Source organism: Spirillospora sp. NPDC046719 (genome assembly GCF_040645715.1).
Taxonomy (GTDB): Bacteria; Actinomycetota; Actinomycetes; order Streptosporangiales; family Streptosporangiaceae; genus Spirillospora.
Genome location: NZ_JBEYYT010000138.1, coordinates 1 through 22,117, shown reverse-complemented (window position 1 = coordinate 22,117; position 22,117 = coordinate 1). Strand labels below are relative to the sequence as shown.

Sequence of the window (22,117 nt, the reverse complement as noted above, 5' to 3'; positions counted from 1 at the left end):
TACCTGTGGGCCAAGCACACCTTCAACAAAGCCTGACCCCCACACAACCCGGCCACACAGGGCCGCCAGACCACCCGGTCCGGCGGCCCTGAGCCATTCGTGCATCCGGGAGTGTGGGTGCGCCTCTGGAACACGGGCACGCGGATGAATCCGCGCCGGCGCCGGCGGTCAGGGGCGGGCGGCGAGCGGAGCCCGGTCGCCGGCCGCGCTTTCGGACGCCGTGTCGATCACTTCGTCCAGGACGTCGCGCGAGCGGACCAGATCGCCGATCAGGCGGTTGATGCGGTCGCGCTCCGCGGCGAGCTCCTCGACGAGCTTCGGGGTCGCGATCTCGTTCGGCCGGCCGTCGCCGTCCCTCATGCAGGGCAGCAGCTGGGCGATCTTCTTGCTGTTCAGGCCCGCGGCGTAGAGGGTCTGGATGCGGACGACGCGGTCGACCGCCCACTCGCCGTAGTCCCGGTGCCCGCCGGGCGTCCGTTCGGCGCGGAGCAGTCCTTGCGCCTCGTAGTAGCGCAGGGAACGCTCGCTCACGCCGCTGCGCCGGGCCAGCTCACCGATCCGCATTCCGCACCCCGTGAGACGACTTGAACCTGACACCAATGTGAACTCCTACCTTGCCGCCATGACGAGCGGATCGTCCAGGGAGGAAGCAGCGATGAGTGAACTGACCGGCAAGGTGGCGCTGGTGACCGGCGGCAGCCGCGGGATCGGCGCGGCGACGGCGAAGCGGCTGGCGGGCGCGGGGGCGGCGGTCGCGTTGACCTACGTCGAGGCTGAGGACCGAGCGCGGAAGGTCGCCGAGGAGATCGAGGCGGACGGCGGCAGGGCCGCGGTGGTCCAGGCCGACTTGACCCGTCCCGACGCCGCGGCGGAGGCGGTGGAGTGGACCGTGCGGGAACTGGGCCGCATCGACATCCTGGTGAACAACGCGGGCTTCCTCGCCTACGGCCCGCTGGCGGAGGTGACGGACGAGGAACTGGACCGGGTCCTCGCCGTGGACGTCCGGTCGGTGTTCCTGGCCGCCCGGGCGGCCGCGCGCCACATGGGCGACGGCGGGCGGATCATCAGCATCGGGTCGTGCTTCAACGGGCGCGTTCCCGGCGCGAACTTCGTCCTCCAGGCGACGGCCAAGTCCGCGCTCGTCGGGTTGACCAAGGGGCTCGCGCGGGAGCTGGGGCCGCGCGGGATCACCGCCACCGTCGTGGACCCGGGACCGATCGACACCGACATGAACCCGGCAGGCGGCGAGACCGCCGGCTTCCAGCGCTCCCTCACCGCGCTGGGACGGTACGGCGAGGCCGAGGACATCGCCGCCGCGGTGGTCTACCTGGCGGGTCCCGGCGGCCGCTACGTCACCGGCACCGCCCTGGCCGTGGACGGCGGGTACACCGTCTGACGGCGGCCGGTCCCCGTCCGCGGGCGGTCCCCGTCCACAGGCGGGCGGGGACCGGGCCGTGGTCGCGCGTCAGCCGTCGCGGTCGAAGGCGTCGCGGTTGCCGGCGATGGCGGACCGGTGGGTCCGCACCCAGAGGACGAGGTGGTCGACGGCCTGCGCGAGCGAGCGGCCGAGCGCGGTGAGCTCGTACTCGACGCGCGGGGGGACCTCGGGGTAGGCGGTCCGGGTGATCAGGCCGTCGCGGTGCAGCGCGCGCAGGGTGTGGCTGAGCATCCGCTGGGAGATGCCGCTGATCCTCTCGTGCAGGACGGTGTAGCGCATCGGGCCGGACGCCAGCTCCGTGACGATCAGGACGGTCCACTTGTCGCCGACGCGGGCGAGGATGTCGCGGACGAGCCCGATGGTCTCGACGCAGTCGGGCGAGACCCCCTGCGCGGTCAGTTCGGCGCGGAGCGCGGCGTCCATGCGATTCGGCCCTTCGCGTTGCGTTGCCTACTTCAAAGTGCGTATTGGCGAGGGGGATTAATGCCCGCCGATCCGCGATTCCTACCGATCGTAAGTGCGGAGGCCCGCTGCGGCGGCCAGCGAACGGAGGACACGGGATGAGCGACCAGGACACCGGACCGAGGCGGACGGACGGCGGAACGGAGGTCCGCCACGAGACCTTCACGATCTCCCGGCGGCTGGACGCGCCGCCGTCCGCGGTCTTCGCCGCCTTCGCCGACGACGCGGTCCGGCGGCGCTGGGTCAAGCTCCCCGGGTCCGGAGCCACGTACCACCACGAGTTCCGCGTCGGCGGCGGCGAGACCGCTCAGAGCACGTTCGCCGTCCTGGACGCGGCGCCGGAGCATCTCGACTACCGGTCCCGCTACCTCGACATCGTGCCGGAGCGGCGCATCGTCTACGTCTACGAGGCCACTGTCGACGAGGTGCTTCGCTGGACCTCGCTCGTCACGGTCGAGATGGCCGGCGACGCCGGATCGACCGATCTGACCTGGACCGAACAGGTCGCCTTCCTCACCCGCACGGGCGACGGCTCCGCGGACCTCCCGCACCTGCGCGGCGGGACGGCGCTTCGCCTGACCGGCCTGGCGGTGGCGCTCCAGCCGGCGACGTCGGCGGCGCCCGCCGGGGGCTGGGGATATAAGCCCAGGGCTTCCTAGGGATTCGGCTAGGGACTCACACGGGTCCGGCCGGGCGCCATTTCGGAGACCGTTGTTCTCGACCCCCGAAATGGACGCACTCGGCTGGAGGAACAGTGACGACCAACGATCCATCGCCCGGACCCGCGGAAAGGGCGTGAACACGATGAATCTGCACTGGACCGAGACCGCGTCGTGCGTCTCCGTCGATGCCGACCTGTTCTTTCCGCTGGGCGACGAGACCGTCCACGCGGAACAGATCGCCGAGATCCGCCGGCTCTGCGCCGCGTGCCCGGCCGCGCGCCGCTGCCTGGAATGGGCGCTGACGACCGGCGAGCCGGAGGGCATCTGGGCCGGGACGACCCCGGGCGAGCGGCGCCGCATCCGGGCCGCCGGCCGGACGGTCAGCGCCCCTCCCGGTTCGGGATGATCGTGAGGACGGCCGTCAGGACGCAGGTGGCCGCGATCGCCGCGACGATCGCGGCCACCCCGGCCCCCGGCGCCGCGAAGGGCAGCAGCAGGACCGCGGCGACCCCGCACAGCACCACCGCCGGATGCATGACGCGTGCGCCCGGCAGGGGCGTGTGGACCGTCCAGAGCAGCAGGACGAACAGCGCGGTCGGGATCGCGACGGCGTAGCAGGCCGCGAGCGGCGACGCCCCGGCGTCGTGCCCCGTCTGCCCGACCGCCACCTCCAGCCCCGCGCCGAGCGCGGCGAGGCTCGCGAAGACGCCGTAGTGGCCGTAGCCCCACCGGTAGGACCGGCGGCGGCCGTCGCTGAGCGCCTCGCCCGCCGGGACGAGGAAGTAGAGCCACCAGAGGGCGAACAGCAGGACGAGGCCGGACCCGGCGATGACGATGAGCCGGCCGCTGACCTCGGCCTCGTCGAGCGCCCCGGCGACCGCGTTGGACGCGGCGAGGACGCTCTCCCCGAAGAGGATGATCGTGAACAGGCCGTAGCGTTCGGCGATGTGGTGCGGGTGCCAGCTGGTGGGGCCGGCCCGCTCCGCCCACCGCGGCACCGCGAGCTCCAGCAGGGCCAGGGCCGCGAAGCACGGGACCCGCGTCGCCGGCGGCAGGGCGCCCGCCTCGCCCGCGACGAGCCAGAGGATCCAACCCGCCTGCGCGACGGTGACGCCGAGGGCGTAGCGCAGCGCGGTGCGGCGGCCCGCCGGGTCCTCGGCGCCCGCCCGCAGCCACTGCGCGACGAGTGCCGTCCGCATGACGAGGTAGCCGATCGCGACGGTGCGGTAGTCGGAGTGGTCCGCCGCCGCCGGGACGCCCGCCGCGAGGACGAGGACGCCCGCCATCTGCAGCATGGTCAGCAGCCGGTACGGGATGTCGTCGGTGTCGTACGACGACGCGAACCAGGTGAAGTTCATCCACGCCCACCACACCGCGAAGAAGACCTGGAGGAACGGGACGAGCCCGGACAGGGCGTGCCCGTCGGCGACGTGCTCGGCGAACCGGGCGGTGACCGCCGCGACCGCGACCACGAAGGTGAGGTCGAACAGCAGCTCCAGCTGGCTCGATGCGCGGTGCGGCTCGTCGATCGCGCGCGCGGTCATCCGGACCCGGATCCGGCACGCGGCACCTGCTGGCGGCACGGTCTCGCTCCCGTCGTCGCATGGCTCGTCCAGCCGCGAAGACAAGGGAGAAGCCCCGTTTGTGACGCCCCGGCCCGATCCGGACGCTTCCCGGAATCTTCCGCCGGAGCTGTCACAGCCCGGCGGGGTGGCCTGTCTTAGCTGGCGACCGGGCGGTGACCGACGGCCCGGCGGTCACGGGAGGGATCCTCATGAAGATCGTGGTCATCGGCGGTACCGGCCTCATCGGCTCCAAGGCCGTGGAGATGCTCCGGCAGCACGGGCACGAGGCGGTGCCGGCCGCGCCGAACACCGGCGTCGACACCCTCACGGGGGAGGGGCTCGCGGAGGTCCTGGAGGGCGCGTCCGTGGTGATCGACGTGTCCAACTCGCCGTCCTTCGAGGACACGGCGGTGCTGAACTTCTTCACGACCTCGACCGGCAACCTGCTGGAGGCGGAGAGGAAGGCGGGCGTCGGCCACCACGTCGCGCTGACGATCGTGAACACCGACCGGCGGCCCGACATCGGGTACTTCCGGGCGAAGGTCGCGCAGGAGAAGCTGATCGCGGAGTCGCCGATCCCGTTCTCGCTGATCCACGCGACGCAGTTCTTCGAGTTCGGGCGCAGGATCGCCGACGAGGCCGCCGCCGGCGGGGACACCGTCCCGATGCCGCCGGTGCTGTTCCAGCCGATCGCGGGCGAGGAGGTGTCCCGGACGGTCGCGCGGACCGCGGCGGGCGAGCCGCTGAACGGCCGGATCCAGATCGCCGGCCCGGAGGTGTCCCGGATGGACGAGTTCTTCCGCAAGGCGCTGGCGGCGTGGGGCGACCCGCGCGAGGTGGTCACCGACCCGCACGCGCACTACTTCGGCGCCGAGATGCACGAGCGCGACCTCGTCCCGGACGAGGGCGCCGCGACCCTCGGCGAGATCAGGTACGCCGACTGGCTGGCGGCGAACCCCGCCAAGTGACCCCCCGTCAAGTGAACCCGTCCGCACCGACGAGCCGAGGAGGCGCCTCCATGTCCGGTCCCGACTCCACCGCCGCCGAGCAGAAGCCCAGGTCGACCGCGTGGCAGACGGCGCTGACCACCGTCCAGGAGGTCGAGCCGCCCTTCATCCCGGCCGGCGCGCACGCCATGACCGTGGTCATCGAGTACCCGCCCGGCGACCCCGGCGCGCCGCCGCACCGGCATCCCGGTCCCGCGTTCGGCTACGTGCTGGAGGGCGAGATGCTGATGGAGCTCGAAGGGCAGCCGCCCCGGCCGGTCCCGGCGGGCGAGGCGTTCTGGGAGCCCGGCGGCGACGTCATCCACTACCAGGACGGCAACAACCGCGACGACATGCCGGTCCGGTTCGTCGTCACCATGCTCTGCGAGCCGGGCGCGCCCATGCTGACCCTCGTGGACGAGGCGGAGCTCGCCGAGCGCGCCCACCTGCGCGTTCCCCGGGATTCCTGACCCGGCACCGCGACGGCCCGGCCGGGCGGGCGGGCCGCCCGGCGGCCGTCCCGACGATCCCCGCGTGGAGGACAGATGAGCAGGCCGACGGGCGACGAGTTCGAGATCGAGTTCGAGGCGGAGGTCGAGGCCGAACTGGACCTCGCCGTGGCGAGCGAGCCGGGACCGGCCGGGCCGCCGGCCTCGGAGTGGCTGTTCGACCCGGCCGACGTCGAGCGCGAGGAGGTCGAGCTCCGCAACCTCCTCGGCGCGGCCGAGGAGCTGGAGGCCGAGCCCCGGTCGCGCGGCACCGGCACCGGCACCGGCGAAGGCGCCTGACCCCCCACCTCACGACATCCGAAGCGAGACACCATGAACCACCCGGCCGGGCGGCAGCATGCCCCCGTTCCCCTCCCGCCGGCGGGGATCGCCACGCTGGACGATCTCCGCGAGCATCTCCAGTGGGCGATCGAGCTGGAGCACGCGACCCTGCCGCCGTACCTGTGCGCGCTCTACTCGCTCGACCCGGAGCGCAACCCCGAGGCCGTCGAGGCGGTGGCGGGCGTCTTCATCGAGGAGATGCTGCACCTGGCGCTGGCCGCGAACCTGCTCAACGCCGTCGGCGGGAGCCCGCGGCTGGACGCGCCGGAGCTGCTGCCGCCGCACCCCCGGCGGCTGCCGCACGCCGCGCCGTCGCTGGAGCTGTCGCTGCTCCCGTTCGGCGACGAGGCGCTCGACATGTTCCTGCGGCTGGAGCGGCCCGCGCCGCCCGGCGCCCCCGCCGAGGGCGACGGCTACGAGACGATCGGGCAGTTCTACGAGGCGGTCGAGGCCGGGCTGCGCGGGCTGTGCGACCGGCTCGGCGAGGCGGCGGTCTTCACCGGCGACCCCGCCCGCCAGGTCGGCGCCGAGCACTTCTCGCACACCGCCGGACGGATGATCGCCGTCACCGGCCTCGCCACGGCGCTGACCGCGCTGGAGGAGATCGTCGAGGAGGGGGAGGGCACGTCCCGCGGCGCGGTCTGGGACGGCGACCCGGACGTCCACCACCCCGACCGGGACGAGGTCGCCCACTACTACCGCTTCCAGGAGCTCAGGACGGGGCGGCGCTACCGCCGCGGCGACACCCCGCGGTCCGGGCCCACCGGCGAGCCGCTCGCCGTGGACTTCGCCGGCGTCCTGCCGATGCGTCCCAACCCGAAGATCGGTGACCACGCTCCCGGCAGCGCGATCCGGGCGGCCCAGGAGAAGTTCAACCGGACGTACTGCACCCTGCTTCACCTGCTGGAACAGGCGTTCAACGGCAGCCCGCGGCTGCTCGCGGTCGCCGTCGCGACGATGTACAAGCTGAAGGCGCAGGCCCAGGCGCTGATGCGGACGCCCGACGGCGAGGGCGCCACCGCAGGCCCGACGTTCGAGTACGTCCCGCCGGAGGAGCGCGGATGGACCGCCGGCGACGAGCCGCAACGGATCACCGTGCTCCCCGACGGCCCGTACCTCGTCTACGGCGGTGTCCCGCTCCGCCGCAAACACAAGATCGTCTCGGCCGAGAACAACGCGCTCACCTGGCGGACCGGGGAAGCGCTGCCGACGGAGGCCACGTACGCGCTGTGCCGCTGCGGCCGTTCGGGGGCGAAGCCGTTCTGCGACGGGACGCACGCCCTGATCGGGTTCGACGGCACCGAGAACGCCGACGTCCGGACCTACGAGGAAATGCAGCACGTGCACGACGGGGTGGACATCTCGGCGCAGCGGGTCGGCGAGCTGTGCGTCCACGCCGCGTTCTGCATCGGCCGCACCCGGCCGATCGCGGAGATGCTCGCCGAGACCGGCGACAGCGACGTCCGCTCCAACATCATGGGGCGGATCGACCACTGCCCCTCCGGCTCCTACAGCTACGCGCTGCGGCGCGGCGGGGAGACCGTCGAGCCCGACCTTCCGCCGGCCGTCTCTGTCCTCGAAGAGGAGGACGGGCTGGCCAGCGCGCTTTGGGTGACCGGCGGCGTGCCGGTGCACCGCGCCGACGGGCGGCCGCTGGAGACCCGCAACCGCATGACCCTGTGCCGTTGCGGGCACTCCTCCGGCAAACCGCTGTGCGACGGGACCCACCGAAAGATCGACTTCCGCGAGGAAGCGCCAGGCCCGGCGACCCGCCCGGCCGGCACCACCACGGAGAAGGGAAGCACAGCATGAGCGAGCACGTCCTGGAGCCCGCGGCGCGGGAGTTCGGCGAGGCCGCGGCGAAACCGCCGCTCCTGTACGAGCGCGGGACCGAGGGGGCGCGAAAACTCCTCGACGACGTGCAGGCCGGCCCGGTCGCCGCGCCCGACGTCGACGACACGTGGATCACGGTCCCGGCGGAGGTCGGCGACGTCCGGGTCCGCATCGTCCGGCCCGCCGGGACCGCCGGGACGGTCCTGCCGGCCGTCCTGTACGTGCACGGCGGCGGCTGGGTCCTCGGCAACGCCGGCACCCACGACCGGCTCGTCCGCGAGCTCGCCGCCGGCACCGGCGCCGCGTTCGTGTTCGTCGAGTACGACCGCTCGCCCGAGGCCCGCTACCCGGTCGCGATCGAGCAGGCCTACGCCACCGCGCAGTGGATCACCCGGCACGGCGCGGACCAGGGCCTCGACCCGTCCCGGCTCGCGGTCGCGGGCGACTCGGTCGGCGGGAACATGGCCGCCGCGCTGACGATCATGGCGAAGCGGCGCGGGGACGTGACGTTCGTCCACCAGTCGCTGTACTACCCGGTCACCGACGCCGCGCAGGACACCGCCAGCTACCGCGAGTTCGCCGACGGCCCGCACCTCACCGCCAAGGCGATGGCCTGGTTCTGGGACGCCTACACCACCGACCCGGCCGAGCGCGCCGAGATCACCGCCTCGCCGCTGCGCGCCACCCTCGACGACCTGGCCGGGCTGCCGCCCGCGCTGGTCATCGTCGACGAGAACGACGTGCTCCGCGACGAGGGCGAGGCCTACGCCCGCCGCCTGACCGAGGCGGGCGTGCCGACCACGAGCATCCGCTACAACGCCGCGATCCACGACTTCATGATGCTGAACCCCGTCCGGGACACCCAGGCGTCCCGGGCCGCGACCGCCCAGGCCATCGCCGTCATCAAGGCCGCCCTCGGCACCGGGAAGGACGCCTGATGAGCACCGAGAAGCCCGTCGTCGTCCTGGTCCACGGCGCGTTCGCCGAATCCGCGAGCTGGAACCGCGTCATCCGGCGCCTGAACGACCACGGTCTCCGCGCCGTCGCCGCCGCCAACCCGCTGCGCTCGCTGGCGGGCGACGCCGCCTACGTGCGCGACGTCGTCGCCGGGATCGGCCGTCCGGTGGTCCTGGTCGGCCACTCCTACGGCGGCATGGTGACCACCGCGGCGGCGGCGGGGGACCCGGCCGTCCGGTCCCTGGTCTACGTCGGCGCCTTCGCGCCCGACTCCGGCGAGAGCGCCCTGCAGCTGTCCGGCAAGTTCGCGGGCAGCACCCTGGCGGGCGCGCTCGTCGGCTACCCGGTCGCGTCCGGCGGCAACGAGTTCCGGATCGACGAGGAGAAGTACCACGGGCAGTTCTGCGCCGACCTGGACGCCGAGGAGGCCGCCCTCATGGCGGCGACGCAGCGCCCGGTGACCGAGCGGGCGCTGGCCGACGCGCTCGAGGTGAGCGAGCCGGCCTGGCGCACCAAGCCGTCGTGGTTCGTGTTCGGCGGCCTCGACCGCAACATCCCGGCCGAGGCGATCCGGTTCATGGCCGAGCGCGCCTCGTCCCGGGGGACCCGCGAGGTCGCCGGCGCCTCGCACGCGATCGCCGCCTCGCAGCCCGACGCCGTGGTCGCCGCCATCCTCGACGCCGCCGGCGCCGACGGCTGATCCGGGAAAGACCGCCTTGAGCCGGCTGTTCGCCCGATCCAGTGCACGGGGTCGGGCGGATGGCGGGCCGGCGGCGGGCGGCTGTCACAGAACACGGGGCCGCCTTGTCTGAGCTGTGCGTGGGCGGGTGCGATCGGACCCGGCCCGCGATCCGGAACGGGGGGCGATCATGGCGGCGGACGGCGAACCGGACGGCGACCCGGCGGCGGGCGCCTCGGGGGCGGCGGGCGATCTCGACCACGCCACCGCGGTCTTCGCCGAGGTGCGGCCGCGCCTGTTCGGCATCGCCTACCGGATGCTGGGCAGCGCCGCCGAGGCCGAGGACCTGGTGCAGGACGTCTGGCTGCGGTGGCAGACCTACGACCGCGCCGCCGTGGCCGACCCCGCGGCGTTCCTCGCGACGACGACCGCGCGGCTGGCGATCAACGTCCTGAAGTCCGCGCGCGTCCGCCGGGAGACCTACGTCGGGCCCTGGCTGCCCGAACCCGTCGACACCGGCGCCGACCCGCACCTCGGCGCCGAACGCGGCGAGGCGCTCAACCTCGCGGTGCTGATGCTGCTGGAGCGGCTCTCGCCGACCGAGCGCGCCGCCTACGTCCTGCGCGAGGCGTTCGACTACCCGTACCCGCAGATCGCCGCGATCGTGCAGGTCGGCGAGGCGGCGGCCCGGCAGCTCGTCAGCCGGGCCCGCAAGCACCTGCGGTCCGGGCGGCGGGCGCCGGTGACCGGGGCCGAGCAGCGCCGGCTGCTGACCGCCTTCGTCGCCGCCGCCCGCGCCGGCGACCTCGCCGCCCTGGAGGAGCTCCTCGCCGCGGACGCGGTCAGCTACTCCGACGGCGGCGGCGCGGCGCGCGCCTCCCGCTTCCCCGTGGTGGGCGCGGTCCGCGTCGCCAAGTACGTCAGGGCGTTCGCGTCCCGGTTCTGGGAGGGCGTCGACGTGGAATGGGCCACCGTCAACGGGCAGGCGGCCGCCCTGCTCCGGCGCGACGGCGAGGTCTTCACCGTCCTCACCGTCGACGCCTCCGACCGCGGCATCGGCCGGATCATGTGGATGATGAACCCCGCCAAGATCGCCGCGGTGTCCGGCAGCCGCTCCGCAGATCCGGGCGCCCCCCGCCTCCTGGCGCCCCCGCCCGGCCGCGAGGACGGCCGCCGGTGACCGGCCCGGGCGGCACCGTGTCGCTGGCGGAGATGCTCGACGAGCGGCGGCACCTGCTGGACATCGCCGAGTGGATGTTCGGCGCGGACGCCGCCGACCGGATCGTCCACGAGACGTACCGTCGCTGGTACGCGCTCGACGACGACGAGCGTGCGGGCATCGCCGTGCCCCGGGCGTGGCTGACGCGGGTCGCGGGCGGCATCTGCCTGGACCTCCTCGCCGCCGGTGGCCATGGCGAAGGCCGCGACATCGCCGTGCGGGGGGAGGAGGTCCGCAGGCCCGGGCCCGCGATCGATCCCGTCACCGCCTGGCTGCGGCGCCATCCCCAGCGGGACCACGCCGGCGAGGCCATGCTCGCGAGGCACGACGGCGTGGTGCGCCGGTTCGCCGCCGCGTGCGGCGCCGGGGATACGGCGGCGCTGGCGTCCGTCCTCGCCGCCGACGCGATCGTGGTCAGCGACGGCGGCGGGAAGGTGCGCGCCGCCGCCCACCCCGCGCACGGCGCGGACGCGGTCGCCCGCTTCATGGCGGCCCTGCTCGCCGGACGGCCCCGGACCGGCGTGACCGTCCGGTCCGTCAACGGCCGCACCGGGCTCGTCCTGCACCGTGCGGGATGCGCCGTGGCGGTGGTCGGCGTGAGCACCGCCGGCACGGCGGTCACCGCCGTCTGGATCACGCTGAACCCCGACAAGCTGCGGCGCTGGCACCGTCCCGAGCACGACGCTCCACCCGGCTCCGCCGCTTCCGGACGGGACCGGGGGGTCGGATGAGCGACCCGCTCCCCGTCCCGGCGCTCTCTCCGGACGACGACTACGACGGCGCCGCGTTCGCGCCGATCTACACCGCCCGGGTCGGCGTGAGCGGCGGCGCCTCGGCCGGACTCTGCCCCTACGTGAAAATGACCCGCCAGGGGGCGCCGTCCACGATCCGCCTCGCTCCCTGAAGAACCATCAGGAGTCGGACGGAACGGTCGTGACGACCTTTCCCTGGGCGTTCGCCGCGAGGTAGCCGCCGCCGTAGTCGTCGGTGAAGTAGACCATCATGGTCGGCCGGTCGCCGTTGAAGGTCCAGGACGCCTTGACGATCACGTATTTGTTCGTCGGCTTCGGCACCTTCAGTGTGCGCGCGGCCCGGGTCATGAGTGCCGGTAGGGCATTCCAGTTGAATGCGCTCAGGTTCACTTTGGCGTTATCGGTGATGCCGACGCTGGGACCGCCTTTGACGGCGGCGTCGGCGCCCTTCTCATAGGTGTAGTTGTCGAACGCGCCGCGCCGGCCGCGGACCGGCGCGTCGGCGGTCGCGCGGCCCGCGTAGACCGTCATCTCCGCGAACTGCCGGGAGCCCGACGCCGCCTCGAACTTCTTGATCACGCCACGGATGGCGGCCGGGGTGAGCAGGGTCTTCGGCCCGGCGGCCGCCGTCGCGGGGGGCGGGTCGCCGCCGGCGTCCACCGGACCGGTCGGGAGGCCCGCGCCGGTCGCCGCGTCGCGGGTCTCGTCGAGCAGCTTGGGGACGAAGACGACGGCCGCCACGAGCAGCACCGCCGCCGCGCAGGCCAGCGGCACGACGATCGCGCCGATGATGAGGCCGGTCCGCCGCCGCTGCCCCGGCGGGCGGGCGGGGACCGTCCCCGGGAACGCGCCCGGGTCCGTGCCGGGTCCGGCGTGCTGGACGGGCGGAGGAAGCGGCGGTGACGGCGGGGGCGGCGTTGCGCTCTGCTGGGCGTCCTCCGCCTGGGCGAGCATCTGGTCCAGTTCGGACGCCGTAGGCCGGGCGGCGGGGTCGGCCACCAGCAGCGCCTGCAGTGCGTGCGCGAGCGGACCGGCCTGCTGCGGCGGCGGGATCCGGGCGGCCATCACCGCCGCCAGCGTCGCCACCGCCGTCGGCCGGCGCAGCGGGTTCCGGCCCTCGACCGCCACGTACAGCAGCAGGCCGAGCGACCACAGGTCCGAGGCCGGATCGCCCTCGCGGCCGTGCAGCCGCTCCGGCGCGATGTACTCCGGCGAGCCCACGAGCCCGCCGGTGGCCGTGACCCGCGACGCCTCCTCCAGCACCGCGATGCCGAAGTCGGTCAGGACCGCCGTGCCGTCCGTGCGCAGCAGGACGTTCGCGGGCTTCACGTCCCGGTGGCAGATGCCCGCCTCGTGCGCGGCGCGCAGGGCCGCCAGGATCCCGCGCCCGATCGCCGCCGCCTCCGCGGGCGGCAGCGGCCCCTCCGCGAGCCGGTCCTGGAGCGACCGCCCCGGGACGAGCTCCATCACGAGCCACGGGTGCGGCATGTCGGGCGAGTCCACGATGTGGTGGATGGTCACCACGTTCGGGTGGTGGAGCCGGGCCAGCGCGCGCGCCTCGCGCATCACCCGCTCGCGCATCATCTCCGCGACCGCCGGATCGCCCTCGGACGGGTCGGCTCCGGCGAGCCGCACCTCCTTCAGCGCGACCTCGCGGTGCAGGGCGAGGTCGAACGCGCGCCAGACCGTCCCCATCCCGCCGCTGCCGAGCCGTCCTCGCAGCTCGAAGCGCCCGTCGATCACCGTCTGCCCAGAGGTCACGCCGGACAGCCTAGAACCACCGATCACCGGAAAACGGTCCAACCGGACAACATCTCGCCCGGTCACGGCGCCGCCGCCCCGGCGCCGAGGTGCTCCCGCCGGCCCGGCCGTGCCGGCGCTCGCCGATCGCGCGAAATCCTTGCGTCCGCACGCGAGAATCCTCAATCGCGTCGATCGGACGTTCGAATAGCGTCTACGGGGAGAACCGCGCCCACCAGGGAGGACGCAATGAGGAGCATCGGCATCATCGGAGTAGGCGAGATCGGCCGGGCCATCACGGAGGGCCTGTGCGACGGAGCCGAGCGACCGCCCGAGGTCTTCCTGTCCCCACGGGGCGCCCGCACGGCCGCCGAGCTGGCCGAACGCTACGAGACCGTCCGGGTCTGCACCGGCAACCAGGCCGTGGTGGACCGCTCCGACATCGTGATCATCGCCGTCCGGGGCCAGGACCGGCACGACGCGCTCGCGGGCCTCACCGTGGACGGCGGCAAGATCGTGATCAACGTGATGGCGGGGGTCGGCAACGACGACCTGCGCCGGACGCTCGGCACCGGCGCCGCGCTGGTGCGGGCGATCCCGCTGCCCACCGTCCGCGAGCGCCGCTCCGTCACGGTGACCTGCCCGTCCCATCCGGTGGTGGACGCCCTCTTCGAGCGCCTGGGCGGGGCGCTCCCCGTCGAGGACGAGGCGTCCTTCAACGTCTTCTCCGCCCTCACCGGGACGCTGACCACCCACTACTCGTATCTCGCCGCGCTCACGTCCTGGGCCGCGGGCCACGGCATCGCCCCCGGCGCCGCGGACGCCTACGTCCGGAGCCTCTTCCAGGGCGTCGGCCGTTCCCTGGGCGACGAGACCCGCACCCTGCAGCGGCTCGCCGCCGACCACGAGACCCCGAAGGGTAACAACGAGCGCATCCGCACCACCTGGTTCACCCCGGCCAACTCCGAAGCCCTCGGCAGGGCCCTCGACGACCTCCTCGCCGTCCTTGACGGACAATGAGCGATGTGGCGGTCAACTTCGGCCCGACGGCCCACGACTACGCGAGGTACCGGACGGGGTTCCCGCCCGAGTTGTTCGACCGGCTGGCCGCGTCCGGAGTGGGGCTGCCCGGCCAGCGCGTCGTCGACCTGGGCACGGGGACGGGCGTCCTGGCGCGCGCCTTCGCCGCCGCAGGCTGCACGGTGGCCGGAGTGGACGTCGCCCCCGAACTCCTCGCGGAGGCGGAACGGCGCGGCGCCGGCGAGGCCGCGGTGTCCTACCACCGCGCCCCGGCGGAGGACACCGGCCTGCCCGCCGGAGCCTGGGACGTGGTGAGCGCGGGCCAGTGCTGGCACTGGTTCGACCGTCCGCGCGCCATCGCCGAGGCCCGCCGCCTCCTCGCCACGGGCGGTGCGCTGGTCATCTGCTACCGCGACTTCTCGACCGAGCCCGGTACCGTCGCCGCCGCGAGCCTCGAACTGGCCTGCGCCTACAACCCCGACTGGCCGGAGGTCGGCGGCCTCGCCGAGAACCCGCACTGGCGCGACGAACTGACCGCGGCCGGGTTCGACGACCTGCACGGCTTCGCCTTCGACACCGTGGTCCCCTTCACCCACGAGGCGTGGCGGGGACGCATGCGCAGCGCCAGCGGCATCGGCGCCACCCTTCCCCCCGACCGGATCAGCGCCTTCGACGCCGACCTCGCCCGGCTCCTGCACGACCGCTTCCCCGACCAGCCACTCCAGATCCCCCACCGCATCCACGCCCTAACAGCCAAACGCACCCCCCCAACCCCCTAACACCCCTACCCCTGCCCTGTCCGGGTCCCTTGGCAGCGCGCTGAGGTGAGTGACGGCACGGGCTCTGGTTTCCGGGGGCGCGACGTTGGGGTGTTACCAGTGGTAGGGGCCGAAGCGGCCCCAGGCGGCGAGGACGGAGAGGACCAGCAGGAAGCCGGTGATCCCCAGCGCCGACGGCTCCTTGCGCCGGATGTGCAGGGCCGCCGCCAGGACCAGCAGCACCGCGAACCCTGACGCGGCGACCGGTGTCAGCACGGGCGCGATCCCCGTGGCGCCCGGCAGGATCAGCCCGAGCGCTCCCAGCAGCTCCACGACGCCGATGAACCACACCGCCGCCTGGGAGAAGTCCTCCATCCACTCGTACCTGCCGACCAGCTTGGCCTTCGGCTGAGCGACCTTGGCCAGGCCGGACATCGCGAACAGGGCGGCCAGGACCGCCTGCACGATCCACAAGAACACGTTCATCGAACTCTCCTCCGTCGCCGTTCCCGCTGCGGGGTCTCACCGGTTCGACAACGCAGCGTCCGGGAACGTGAGGCGGCGCCCGGCCTCGGGCCCCGGTCGGTCCGCCGGACCGGAGAACGGCGGCGCCACCTCCGTCTTTCTCGCCGCCGGGCCGCCCGTGCGGTGGCGGTGACCAGGGACGATCCCGTTCCGCGCCGGCGCACCCGGCGGCGCGGGCATCTGCGACCGGGGGTTGCGGTTCGCCGCCACCGCCGAACGGTTCTACAGGGACGGCGGTCGTGCCGGTCGGGTCGACGCGTCGGAGAGAGTAAGGAACCCATGTCGGAACTCGGTGTCACCGGGGATGCCCCGCCGGCGCGAAGGCAGGACGCGATGGAGGAGATCACCAGGCTGGCGCGGCCGGAGATCCTCGAGATGGCCTCCTCCGGACCGGGGCGGACGGCGCAGCGGGAGGGCGACGTCCACACCCGGCTCGACGCCAACGAGAACCCGTACCCCCCGTTCCCCGCCGGCGTGGACGCCCTGCCGCACAACCGCTACCCGGAGGCGCAGCCGGGGCACCTGCTCGACCGCTTCGCCGACTGCTTCGGCACCCCCCGGGACCGCATGCTGATCACCCGGGGCGTCGACGAGGCGACGGACCTGCTGGTCCGCGCCTTCTGCACGGCCGGGCGGGACGCCATCCTGGTCTGCCCGCCCGTCTTCGGCCGGCACGCGGTCTCCGCCCGGCTCCAGTCCGTCGCGATCCATGAGGTGCCGCTGCGCAAGGACGCCGGCTTCGAACTCGACCCCGAGCGGATCCTGGCCGTGCACCGGTCCGATCCGGGGCTGAAGGTGCTGTTCCTCTGCACGCCCAACGACCCGACGGGGAACCTGGTCCGGCGGGCGGACGTGCTGGAGCTCTCCTCGCGCCTGCTCGGGAAGGCGCTGGTCGTCGCCGACCAGACCTATGTCGAGTACTCGGGGGACGCGCCGCTGTCCCGCGAGATCGACGCGCATCCCAACCTCGTCGTGCTGCGGACGCTGTCGAAGGAGTACAGCCTCGCGGGCGAGCAGGTGGGGATCGCCATCGCCCATCCGGCGGTGGTGGGCATCCTCGGGCGGATCGCCATCCCGCGCCCCCTGACCCAGTCGACGATCGCCACCGTCGCGGCCGCCGTCAGCCCGGCCGGGATCGAGTACGCGCGCGCCAACATCGGCCGCGTGCTCGGCGAGCGCCGGCGGGTCGAGGACGCGCTGGCCGCGCTGCCCGGCGTCCGCGTCCACCCCAGTGACGCCAACTTCCTGCTGGTCGACGTCGCCCGGCCGGAGGAGCTCACGCACCGGATGCGGGAGGCCGGCATCCGGATCCTCGACTGCAGCGCCGTCCCCGGTGTCGGGGACTCCGTGCGCATCAGCATCGGCACCTACCGGCAGAACCAGGCCATGCTCGCGGTCCTGCGAGCGCACGCCGCGACGGCCGGCGCCCCCGGATGAGACGGGGCGAGGCATCCGGCCGGCGCGGTCCCGGTCATCCACCACGACAGGGCGCCCGCTGCCCGCGCCCGCGACTTCTTGAGGGAACATGAGCATCACGCAGCAGCAGAAGTCGGAGATCATCATCTCCCCGGACCTCTTCGAGGTCACCGAGTCCGGCATGGCCGGCGACGAGTTCGCGGAACCGGGAAGCGGCGTCGAGCACCGGTTCGTCACCGGGGCCTGGGAGGTGACGATGCGCTGGGCCGTGCCGGCCGCCGCCGGCCCGGCCGAGATGGTGATCAAGGCCGCGCCGGGAGCCGCCGCCGAGGAGACCGACCAGGGCATCACGGTCGACGTCCTGCGCACGATCCCGCTGGCGCGGATCTCCAGGGTGGCGAAGGCCCAGGCGAGCATGGTGCAGAGGATGGCCCGCGAGGACTGCTTCTCCGAGACCATCGACAGGATGGCCCGCCACATCAACCGCTCGGCGCGCTCGGTGCGGCGCCCCGGGAGGGCGGGCCGGCCGGACGAGTTCTTCGCGATCGTCGCCGCCATCTACTCGTGGTACGTCGACCTCGGCTACTCCGACCCGGTGCGCAAGGTGGAGGAGGTCACCGGGTGCAGTTGGCGGGGTGTGGCGAACTGGATCCGGCTGGCCCGGAAGAAGGGGATGCTCGCCGAGGCGAACCCCGGACGGCCCGGCGGGGTGCTCACCGACCGGGCGGTGCGGATCCTGGAGGCCCGGGAGTACCGCTTCAGCGAGGTCCTCGGACGGTACTTCCTGGAAGACGACTGATCTCCGCTGCTCCGGCGTGACGAGGACGGGCGGTCCGGCGGTTGCCGAAACCCCCGTCCTCCGGACAGTCGGTCTATAGCGCGGCCGGCCGTCCACCGACCGGTTCAGCACGCACCTCTGATCTGTGGAGAAGACCTGCCGTGATGGCTGTCGACATGCCCTCCGAGGAGCCGGTGCAGCGGCGGTGGGGGCACGCAACGAGGGGATGGCTGTGATGGGGCGGAAGAAGGTCGCCGCCGCGATGCGCGCGCGGGCCGGCTGGTGGGCCGCGGCCCTGCTGCTCAGCGCCGCGCTGGTGGCCACCCTGCTGGGCGGGGGCCGGTCCGGCCTCGCCATCGCGGCCTCCGACGGCAGCGCCTGGCTGTGGAGCCGGACGGCGGGCGAGGTGGACCGGGTCAACCCCGACAGCGGCAAGGTCGAGCAGCGCCGCCAGGTGACCGACGCGCGCGGCCACCGGGTGCAGGTCACGCAGAACGACCGGTACCTGCTCATCCACGACCTGGACACCGGCCGCGTGTCGTCGCTCAACCTCAACGGGCTGGGCTTCTCGGGGAAGCTGGACATCGGCACCCGCGGCGATCCGCACCTGGCGATGGGCGGTGCGGCCGCCGCGCTGATCGAGCGGACCTCCGGTGCGGTGCGCGCGCTCGACCCGTCCACGCTGCGTCCCGTGGGCCCGGTGCTGCAACTGCCCGGTCCGCTCGTCGGCGGCGAGTTCGACGACGCCGGGCTGCTGTGGGTGGCGGTGCCCGGGCAGGGCACCGCCGTCGCCCTGAAGGTCACCGACAAGGGCGCCAGCATCGTCCACACGGCGGGGGTCGCCGACCCCGGCCACGACCTGGCGGTGACCGTGCTGGACCGCGGCGCGCTCGTGGTGGACCGCGGCGGGCGGGCCCTGGTGGTCGCGACGGGTGACAGCACCCGCAAGGTCGCGGTGTCCGTGCCGCTCGACGGCGCGCTGGTGCCGGACCGCACCCACGGCGCGCTCGCCGCGGTCACCGTGCCCGCCGCGGGCTCGGTGGTCACGCTCGGCGACGTCCGCAAGGGCGGCCCGGTCCGGTCGTTCCCGCTGAGCGACCCCGTCCAGGAGCCCGCCGTTCCGTTCGCCGGCAAGGTGTACCTCCCCGTCCGGAACACGGGGCAGGTCCGGGTGTTCGAGCCGACGGGGCGGCAGACCGGCGTGCTGAACATGCCGTCCGGGCGCGGCGACCTGGAGGTGCAGGTCCGCGAGGGCAACCTGTTCGTGAACGCGCCGGGGAGCACGGACGCCCTGGTCGTCGGCGACGACGGGGTGGCCCGCACGATCGGCAAGTACCCGGGCGGATCCGGGCACGGCGGAGACGGCCCGGACACGCCGGGCGGCGGCGAGAGCAGCCCGCCCCAGGTGCCGGTCCCGCCCGCCGATCCGGTCTTCCCGAACCCGTTCGACCCGGGGCAGCCGCGGCAGACGCCCGAGCTGCCGTTGCCCACCAAGCCCGGCAAGCCCGACAAGCCCTGGAAGCCCGCTCCGACCGAACCCGCGGAGCCGACACCGGCGAGGCCGAGCGGACCCGCTCCGTCGCTTCCGCTGCCCACGCGGGGGCCCTCGACGTCACCGTCGTCGCCGTCCACGGGCACGACCCCGTCCGGGCCGTCCACCGGTTCGAAGCCGTCGAGCAGGCCGACGACCTCCAAGCCGTCGAGCAGGCCGACGACGAGCAAGCCGTCGAGCAGGCCCACGACGTCCAAGCCGTCGAGCAAGCCGACGACGTCCAAGCCGAAGCCGAAGCCCACGCAGACCAGGAACCCGTACACGCCGCAGCAGGTCTGCAACGCGTCCGCGGGCGGCAACTACAAGATCCAGCGGTCGACGCCGTTCGCGGGCGGGCGGATCTACCAGCTCTACAGCGCCACCACGAAGAACAACTGCGCGGTCACGATGAAGACCACGAACATCGGCAAGGGCACCAGCGTCTGGGTCCGCCTGCAGAGCCAGACCGGCAAGGTCGCGAGCGACAGCGGCACCTTCAAGTACTACGCCGGGCCGGTCTTCGTCCACGCCCCCGGCATCTGCGTCCGCTACTCGGGCGGCGCGTCCGGCGCGAGCGCCTCGTCCGGCTGGGCCAACTGCGGCTAGAAGGGGTACCCAGTGAGCACCATGACCGCTACGCCCGCGATCCCCCCGGAGGGGGCGCTGCGGGTGGCCGACGCCTTCGACCGGATGGCCGAGGGCGTCCAGAAGGCGGCACGCTGCGATCCCGCCACGGTGCGCCTGATCCTCACCGCGTTCGCCGCGGGCGGGCACATCCTGCTGGAGGACCTGCCCGGCATGGGCAAGACGACGCTGGCCCGCGCGCTCGCGGCGGTGACCGGCGGGACGGTCGGCCGCGTGCAGTGCACCCCCGACCTGCTGCCCTCCGACATCACCGGCGTGACGATCTTCAACGAGAGCACCCGGGAGTTCGAGTTCCATCCCGGCCCGGTGTTCGCCAACGTCGTCATCGTGGACGAGATCAACCGGACCTCGCCCAAGACGCAGTCGGCGCTCCTGGAGGTCATGCAGGAGGAGCAGGTCACGGTGGACGGGAAGGCGCACCCGGTGCCGCGCCCGTTCCTGGTGGTGGCGACGCAGAACCCGGTCGACCTGGAGGGGACCTTCCCGCTGCCCGAGGCCCAGCTCGACCGCTTCCTGATGCGGCTGTCGCTCGGATACCCCGGCGAGGACGCGGAGATGGCGCTGCTGCGCGGCTCGGCCCTGACCGTCCCCGAGGACCTGACCCCGGTGCTCGACACCGAGGCGATGGCGTGGCTCGGCCCGACCGCCGACAGCGTCGCGTTCGCCGACCCCGTCTACGAGTACGTGCTGCGCCTGGCCCAGCGCACCCGGCGGCATCCGCACCTGCGGGCCGGGGTGTCGCTGCGGGCGTCGATCGCGCTGTGCGGCGCGGCGCGGATGTACGCGCTGGCGCACGGCCGCAGCTACGTCACGCCGGACGACGTCAAGACCCTGGCGGGGCCGGTGTGGGCGCACCGGCTGGTGCCGATGTCGGGCGCCACGACCGCCGCCGAGGCCGCGGAGCTGCTGGACGGCATCCTGGCCGAGGTCCCCGTCCCGGTTCCGCAGGGGAACGGGCGCTAGGAGCATGGCAGGCGGCACTCCCCGCCCCACGGCCCGCGGCTGGGGGCTGCTCGCGTCCGGAGCCGTGCTGTGCGGCGGCGGCCTCGGACTGGGCTACCTGGTCCCGGGCGTGCTGGGCGCCCTCGCCGTCCTCGCCGTCGTGCTGGCGGTGCCCGTCGCCGGACGGCCGCCGGCCGCACGGGTCCGCCGCCGGGCCACCGCCTCGCGGGTCCGTGCCGGCTCGGCCGTCACCGTCGTCCTGGACATCGAGCCGGGCGGCGACGGCCGCAGCGCCGTCGCCGAACGCGTCGCCGGCCCCGGTCCGGCGGTCGTCCTGCCGCTCGGCACCGCCCGCCCCCGGATCCGGTACCTGCTGTCGGCGCCGCGGCGCGGCGCGGTCGAGGCCGGTCCGCTCAGCCTGGTCCGCACCGACCCGCTGGGCCTGGTGCGCGCGGTCCGGGCGGCCGACGACGTGCCGGTCCGGCTGCTGGTGCACCCGCGCCACTACCGCCTCGCCGTCGTGCCCGCCGCGGGCGGCGGCGGGCGGGACACCTCGTCGGCGTCGGTCCGCGCCTCCGAGGGGGCCTTCGCCGGGCTGCGCGAGCACGTGCCCGGCGACGACGTCCGCCAGATCCACTGGCGCACCTCGGCGCGGCGCGGGCGGCTGATGGTCCGCGAGCACATGGACTCCGCCAGCCCGGGCATGACCGTGCTGGTCGACGACCGGTACGGGCCCGCCGAGCTGGACGCCCTCGCGGAGGCCGCGGCGTCGATCGTGGCGTCCGCCCCGGACGTCCCCGTCGAGCTGCGGCTGGCCGGCGGCGCGCGGTCGCCCGCGACGGCGGGGACGACCGCGCACCTCGACGTGCTCGCCGAGGCCAGGGCCCGGCCGGGGGCCGACTTCCCGGCCGCCTGCGCCGGGCTGCGGTCCGCGCCGTCCGGACCGGCGGTCGTCCTGCTGTCCGCCCGGGCGGCGGCCGAGGACGTCGCCGCCGCGATGCGGGTGCTCGCCGCGCGGCGCACCCTCTCGCTGGTCGGCCTGATCGGACCCGGTGGCCCCGGCGACGGGATGCCCGCGCCGTACGCGGGGGCGCGGCTCCTGCGCGCCCCCGACGCGGCCGGCTTCGCCGCGCAGTGGAACGAGAGCCGCTGGTGGGCGCGGTGAGCGTCGCCTCCCGCGGCGTGCCGGCGTCCGTCGCGGTCGCGCTGGCCGCCGCCGCCTCGGCGCCGCTGCTGGCCTCAGGCTACGACCGGCCGCTCCCGGCGTTGGGGGTGGTGGGCGCCCCCCCGGGGCATGGCGGCGGGGTGGGGTGGGGGGGGGACCGGGGGGAGCGCCGGGTGGGGGCCCCCGCGGAGCCCGGCGGGGGGCCGGGGGGCCC

Annotated in this window: 25 protein-coding genes; 20 read left to right on the top strand and 5 right to left on the bottom strand. The window is 74.2% G+C overall.

Annotated elements, in window-relative coordinates; all coding sequences use genetic code 11:
* Positions 1 to 168: 168 nt before the first annotated feature.
* Positions 169 to 564, bottom strand: coding sequence for a MerR family transcriptional regulator (locus ABZ914_RS23490; RefSeq protein WP_500195655.1), 396 nt, complete (start codon positions 562 to 564; stop codon positions 169 to 171).
* A 91-nt stretch (positions 565 to 655) separates the two neighbouring features.
* On the opposite strand from ABZ914_RS23490, the gene ABZ914_RS23485 reads away from it, so the two are divergent.
* Complete coding sequence (locus ABZ914_RS23485) at positions 656 to 1,396, top strand: SDR family NAD(P)-dependent oxidoreductase (protein WP_500195654.1); 741 nt, start codon at positions 656 to 658, stop codon at positions 1,394 to 1,396.
* A gap of 69 nt (positions 1,397 to 1,465) precedes the next feature.
* Here ABZ914_RS23485 and ABZ914_RS23480 read toward each other — a convergent pair whose 3' ends face one another.
* Complete coding sequence (locus tag ABZ914_RS23480) at positions 1,466 to 1,861, bottom strand: winged helix-turn-helix transcriptional regulator (protein WP_500195652.1); 396 nt, start codon at positions 1,859 to 1,861, stop codon at positions 1,466 to 1,468.
* Between the two features lie 137 nt (positions 1,862 to 1,998).
* Between ABZ914_RS23480 and ABZ914_RS23475 the strand changes: the two genes are divergently transcribed.
* Together ABZ914_RS23475 and ABZ914_RS23470 are read left to right on the top strand one after the other, a co-directional pair.
* Positions 1,999 to 2,559: an SRPBCC domain-containing protein gene (locus ABZ914_RS23475; protein WP_500195651.1), complete on the top strand. Its 561-nt coding sequence runs from the start codon at positions 1,999 to 2,001 to the stop codon at positions 2,557 to 2,559.
* Positions 2,560 to 2,704: 145 nt separating this feature from the next.
* On the top strand, positions 2,705 to 2,968 hold the full coding sequence (locus ABZ914_RS23470; protein WP_500195657.1) for a WhiB family transcriptional regulator: 264 nt from the start codon (positions 2,705 to 2,707) through the stop codon (positions 2,966 to 2,968).
* Here ABZ914_RS23470 and ABZ914_RS23465 read toward each other — a convergent pair.
* Positions 2,943 to 4,145, bottom strand: a complete 1,203-nt coding sequence (locus tag ABZ914_RS23465) for a low temperature requirement protein A (RefSeq protein ID WP_500195650.1) — start codon at positions 4,143 to 4,145, stop codon at positions 2,943 to 2,945. The two genes, ABZ914_RS23470 and ABZ914_RS23465, sit on opposite strands and share 26 nt — an antisense overlap.
* 191 nt (positions 4,146 to 4,336) lie before the next feature.
* Between ABZ914_RS23465 and ABZ914_RS23460 the strand changes: the two genes are divergently transcribed.
* The 9 genes from ABZ914_RS23460 to ABZ914_RS23420 all read left to right on the top strand — a co-directional run bounded on the left by ABZ914_RS23460 (position 4,337) and on the right by ABZ914_RS23420 (position 11,535).
* Positions 4,337 to 5,095 carry an SDR family oxidoreductase gene (locus ABZ914_RS23460; RefSeq protein WP_500195648.1) on the top strand — a complete coding sequence of 253 codons (759 nt, stop codon included), beginning with the start codon at positions 4,337 to 4,339 and terminating at the stop codon, positions 5,093 to 5,095.
* A gap of 50 nt (positions 5,096 to 5,145) precedes the next feature.
* Positions 5,146 to 5,583 carry a cupin domain-containing protein gene (locus tag ABZ914_RS23455; RefSeq protein WP_500195646.1) on the top strand — a complete coding sequence of 146 codons (438 nt, stop codon included), beginning with the start codon at positions 5,146 to 5,148 and terminating at the stop codon, positions 5,581 to 5,583.
* 75 nt (positions 5,584 to 5,658) lie between these two features.
* Positions 5,659 to 5,901 carry a hypothetical protein gene (locus ABZ914_RS23450; protein ID WP_500195645.1) on the top strand — a complete coding sequence of 81 codons (243 nt, stop codon included), beginning with the start codon at positions 5,659 to 5,661 and terminating at the stop codon, positions 5,899 to 5,901.
* Between the two features lie 33 nt (positions 5,902 to 5,934).
* The gene (locus tag ABZ914_RS23445; protein ID WP_500195643.1) at positions 5,935 to 7,755 is read left to right on the top strand and encodes a ferritin-like domain-containing protein; all 1,821 of its coding nucleotides are present in this window, start codon (positions 5,935 to 5,937) and stop codon (positions 7,753 to 7,755) included.
* A complete protein-coding gene (locus tag ABZ914_RS23440; RefSeq protein WP_500195641.1) occupies positions 7,752 to 8,714 on the top strand; it encodes an alpha/beta hydrolase in 963 nt (320 codons plus the stop codon). Before ABZ914_RS23445 ends, ABZ914_RS23440 begins: the two co-directional genes overlap by 4 nt.
* Positions 8,714 to 9,433: an alpha/beta fold hydrolase gene (locus ABZ914_RS23435; RefSeq protein WP_500195639.1), complete on the top strand. Its 720-nt coding sequence runs from the start codon at positions 8,714 to 8,716 to the stop codon at positions 9,431 to 9,433. The genes ABZ914_RS23440 and ABZ914_RS23435 overlap by 1 nt, the downstream gene beginning before the upstream one ends.
* Before the next feature lie 169 nt (positions 9,434 to 9,602).
* On the top strand, positions 9,603 to 10,592 hold the full coding sequence (locus ABZ914_RS23430; RefSeq protein WP_500195637.1) for an RNA polymerase sigma-70 factor: 990 nt from the start codon (positions 9,603 to 9,605) through the stop codon (positions 10,590 to 10,592).
* Positions 10,589 to 11,362 carry a nuclear transport factor 2 family protein gene (locus ABZ914_RS23425; RefSeq protein WP_500195636.1) on the top strand — a complete coding sequence of 258 codons (774 nt, stop codon included), beginning with the start codon at positions 10,589 to 10,591 and terminating at the stop codon, positions 11,360 to 11,362. The genes ABZ914_RS23430 and ABZ914_RS23425 overlap by 4 nt, the downstream gene beginning before the upstream one ends.
* Positions 11,359 to 11,535 carry a hypothetical protein gene (locus ABZ914_RS23420; protein WP_500195634.1) on the top strand — a complete coding sequence of 59 codons (177 nt, stop codon included), beginning with the start codon at positions 11,359 to 11,361 and terminating at the stop codon, positions 11,533 to 11,535. Before ABZ914_RS23425 ends, ABZ914_RS23420 begins: the two co-directional genes overlap by 4 nt.
* A 7-nt stretch (positions 11,536 to 11,542) precedes the next feature.
* Here ABZ914_RS23420 and ABZ914_RS23415 read toward each other — a convergent pair whose 3' ends face one another.
* Positions 11,543 to 13,144 (bottom strand): serine/threonine-protein kinase, encoded by a 1,602-nt coding sequence (locus tag ABZ914_RS23415; protein ID WP_500195632.1) that lies wholly within the window; start codon positions 13,142 to 13,144, stop codon positions 11,543 to 11,545.
* 228 nt (positions 13,145 to 13,372) lie between these two features.
* Between ABZ914_RS23415 and ABZ914_RS23410 the strand changes: the two genes are divergently transcribed.
* Complete coding sequence (locus ABZ914_RS23410) at positions 13,373 to 14,143, top strand: NAD(P)-binding domain-containing protein (RefSeq protein ID WP_500195631.1); 771 nt, start codon at positions 13,373 to 13,375, stop codon at positions 14,141 to 14,143.
* Positions 14,140 to 14,922, top strand: a complete 783-nt coding sequence (locus tag ABZ914_RS23405; RefSeq protein ID WP_500195629.1) for a class I SAM-dependent methyltransferase — start codon at positions 14,140 to 14,142, stop codon at positions 14,920 to 14,922. The genes ABZ914_RS23410 and ABZ914_RS23405 overlap by 4 nt, the downstream gene beginning before the upstream one ends.
* Before the next feature lie 93 nt (positions 14,923 to 15,015).
* Here the strand turns inward: ABZ914_RS23405 and ABZ914_RS23400 are convergent, their stop codons facing one another.
* Positions 15,016 to 15,387: a DoxX family protein gene (locus tag ABZ914_RS23400; protein ID WP_500195628.1), complete on the bottom strand. Its 372-nt coding sequence runs from the start codon at positions 15,385 to 15,387 to the stop codon at positions 15,016 to 15,018.
* Between the two features lie 318 nt (positions 15,388 to 15,705).
* Between ABZ914_RS23400 and ABZ914_RS23395 the strand changes: the two genes are divergently transcribed.
* The 6 genes from ABZ914_RS23395 to ABZ914_RS23370 form a co-directional block, all read left to right on the top strand.
* The gene (locus ABZ914_RS23395; protein WP_500195626.1) at positions 15,706 to 16,863 is read left to right on the top strand and encodes an aminotransferase class I/II-fold pyridoxal phosphate-dependent enzyme; all 1,158 of its coding nucleotides are present in this window, start codon (positions 15,706 to 15,708) and stop codon (positions 16,861 to 16,863) included.
* An 88-nt stretch (positions 16,864 to 16,951) separates the two neighbouring features.
* Positions 16,952 to 17,641 (top strand): hypothetical protein, encoded by a 690-nt coding sequence (locus ABZ914_RS23390; RefSeq protein WP_500195625.1) that lies wholly within the window; start codon positions 16,952 to 16,954, stop codon positions 17,639 to 17,641.
* Positions 17,642 to 17,855: 214 nt separating this feature from the next.
* Positions 17,856 to 19,757, top strand: coding sequence for a hypothetical protein (locus tag ABZ914_RS23385; RefSeq protein ID WP_500195623.1), 1,902 nt, complete (start codon positions 17,856 to 17,858; stop codon positions 19,755 to 19,757).
* A gap of 21 nt (positions 19,758 to 19,778) precedes the next feature.
* Positions 19,779 to 20,759, top strand: coding sequence for an AAA family ATPase (locus tag ABZ914_RS23380; protein WP_190856915.1), 981 nt, complete (start codon positions 19,779 to 19,781; stop codon positions 20,757 to 20,759).
* A gap of 4 nt (positions 20,760 to 20,763) precedes the next feature.
* Entirely contained in the window at positions 20,764 to 21,903 is a 1,140-nt protein-coding gene (locus tag ABZ914_RS23375; protein ID WP_500195621.1) for a DUF58 domain-containing protein, read from the top strand.
* Positions 21,900 to 22,117 (top strand): hypothetical protein (locus ABZ914_RS23370; RefSeq protein WP_500195619.1); only part of this gene is annotated, 218 nt, incomplete at its 3' end. The genes ABZ914_RS23375 and ABZ914_RS23370, both read left to right, overlap by 4 nt.

Coding starts and splice junctions, on each gene's coding strand:
- ABZ914_RS23490 (WP_500195655.1), bottom strand. CDS start 564: ATGCGGATCGGTGAGCTGGCCCGGCGCAGCGGCGTGAGCGAGCGTTCC.
- ABZ914_RS23485 (WP_500195654.1), top strand. CDS start 656: ATGAGTGAACTGACCGGCAAGGTGGCGCTGGTGACCGGCGGCAGCCGC.
- ABZ914_RS23480 (WP_500195652.1), bottom strand. CDS start 1,861: ATGGACGCCGCGCTCCGCGCCGAACTGACCGCGCAGGGGGTCTCGCCC.
- ABZ914_RS23475 (WP_500195651.1), top strand. CDS start 1,999: ATGAGCGACCAGGACACCGGACCGAGGCGGACGGACGGCGGAACGGAG.
- ABZ914_RS23470 (WP_500195657.1), top strand. CDS start 2,705: ATGAATCTGCACTGGACCGAGACCGCGTCGTGCGTCTCCGTCGATGCC.
- ABZ914_RS23460 (WP_500195648.1), top strand. CDS start 4,337: ATGAAGATCGTGGTCATCGGCGGTACCGGCCTCATCGGCTCCAAGGCC.
- ABZ914_RS23455 (WP_500195646.1), top strand. CDS start 5,146: ATGTCCGGTCCCGACTCCACCGCCGCCGAGCAGAAGCCCAGGTCGACC.
- ABZ914_RS23450 (WP_500195645.1), top strand. CDS start 5,659: ATGAGCAGGCCGACGGGCGACGAGTTCGAGATCGAGTTCGAGGCGGAG.
- ABZ914_RS23445 (WP_500195643.1), top strand. CDS start 5,935: ATGAACCACCCGGCCGGGCGGCAGCATGCCCCCGTTCCCCTCCCGCCG.
- ABZ914_RS23440 (WP_500195641.1), top strand. CDS start 7,752: ATGAGCGAGCACGTCCTGGAGCCCGCGGCGCGGGAGTTCGGCGAGGCC.
- ABZ914_RS23435 (WP_500195639.1), top strand. CDS start 8,714: ATGAGCACCGAGAAGCCCGTCGTCGTCCTGGTCCACGGCGCGTTCGCC.
- ABZ914_RS23430 (WP_500195637.1), top strand. CDS start 9,603: ATGGCGGCGGACGGCGAACCGGACGGCGACCCGGCGGCGGGCGCCTCG.
- ABZ914_RS23420 (WP_500195634.1), top strand. CDS start 11,359: ATGAGCGACCCGCTCCCCGTCCCGGCGCTCTCTCCGGACGACGACTAC.
- ABZ914_RS23410 (WP_500195631.1), top strand. CDS start 13,373: ATGAGGAGCATCGGCATCATCGGAGTAGGCGAGATCGGCCGGGCCATC.
- ABZ914_RS23405 (WP_500195629.1), top strand. CDS start 14,140: ATGAGCGATGTGGCGGTCAACTTCGGCCCGACGGCCCACGACTACGCG.
- ABZ914_RS23400 (WP_500195628.1), bottom strand. CDS start 15,387: ATGAACGTGTTCTTGTGGATCGTGCAGGCGGTCCTGGCCGCCCTGTTC.
- ABZ914_RS23395 (WP_500195626.1), top strand. CDS start 15,706: ATGTCGGAACTCGGTGTCACCGGGGATGCCCCGCCGGCGCGAAGGCAG.
- ABZ914_RS23390 (WP_500195625.1), top strand. CDS start 16,952: ATGAGCATCACGCAGCAGCAGAAGTCGGAGATCATCATCTCCCCGGAC.
- ABZ914_RS23385 (WP_500195623.1), top strand. CDS start 17,856: ATGGGGCGGAAGAAGGTCGCCGCCGCGATGCGCGCGCGGGCCGGCTGG.
- ABZ914_RS23380 (WP_190856915.1), top strand. CDS start 19,779: ATGACCGCTACGCCCGCGATCCCCCCGGAGGGGGCGCTGCGGGTGGCC.
- ABZ914_RS23375 (WP_500195621.1), top strand. CDS start 20,764: ATGGCAGGCGGCACTCCCCGCCCCACGGCCCGCGGCTGGGGGCTGCTC.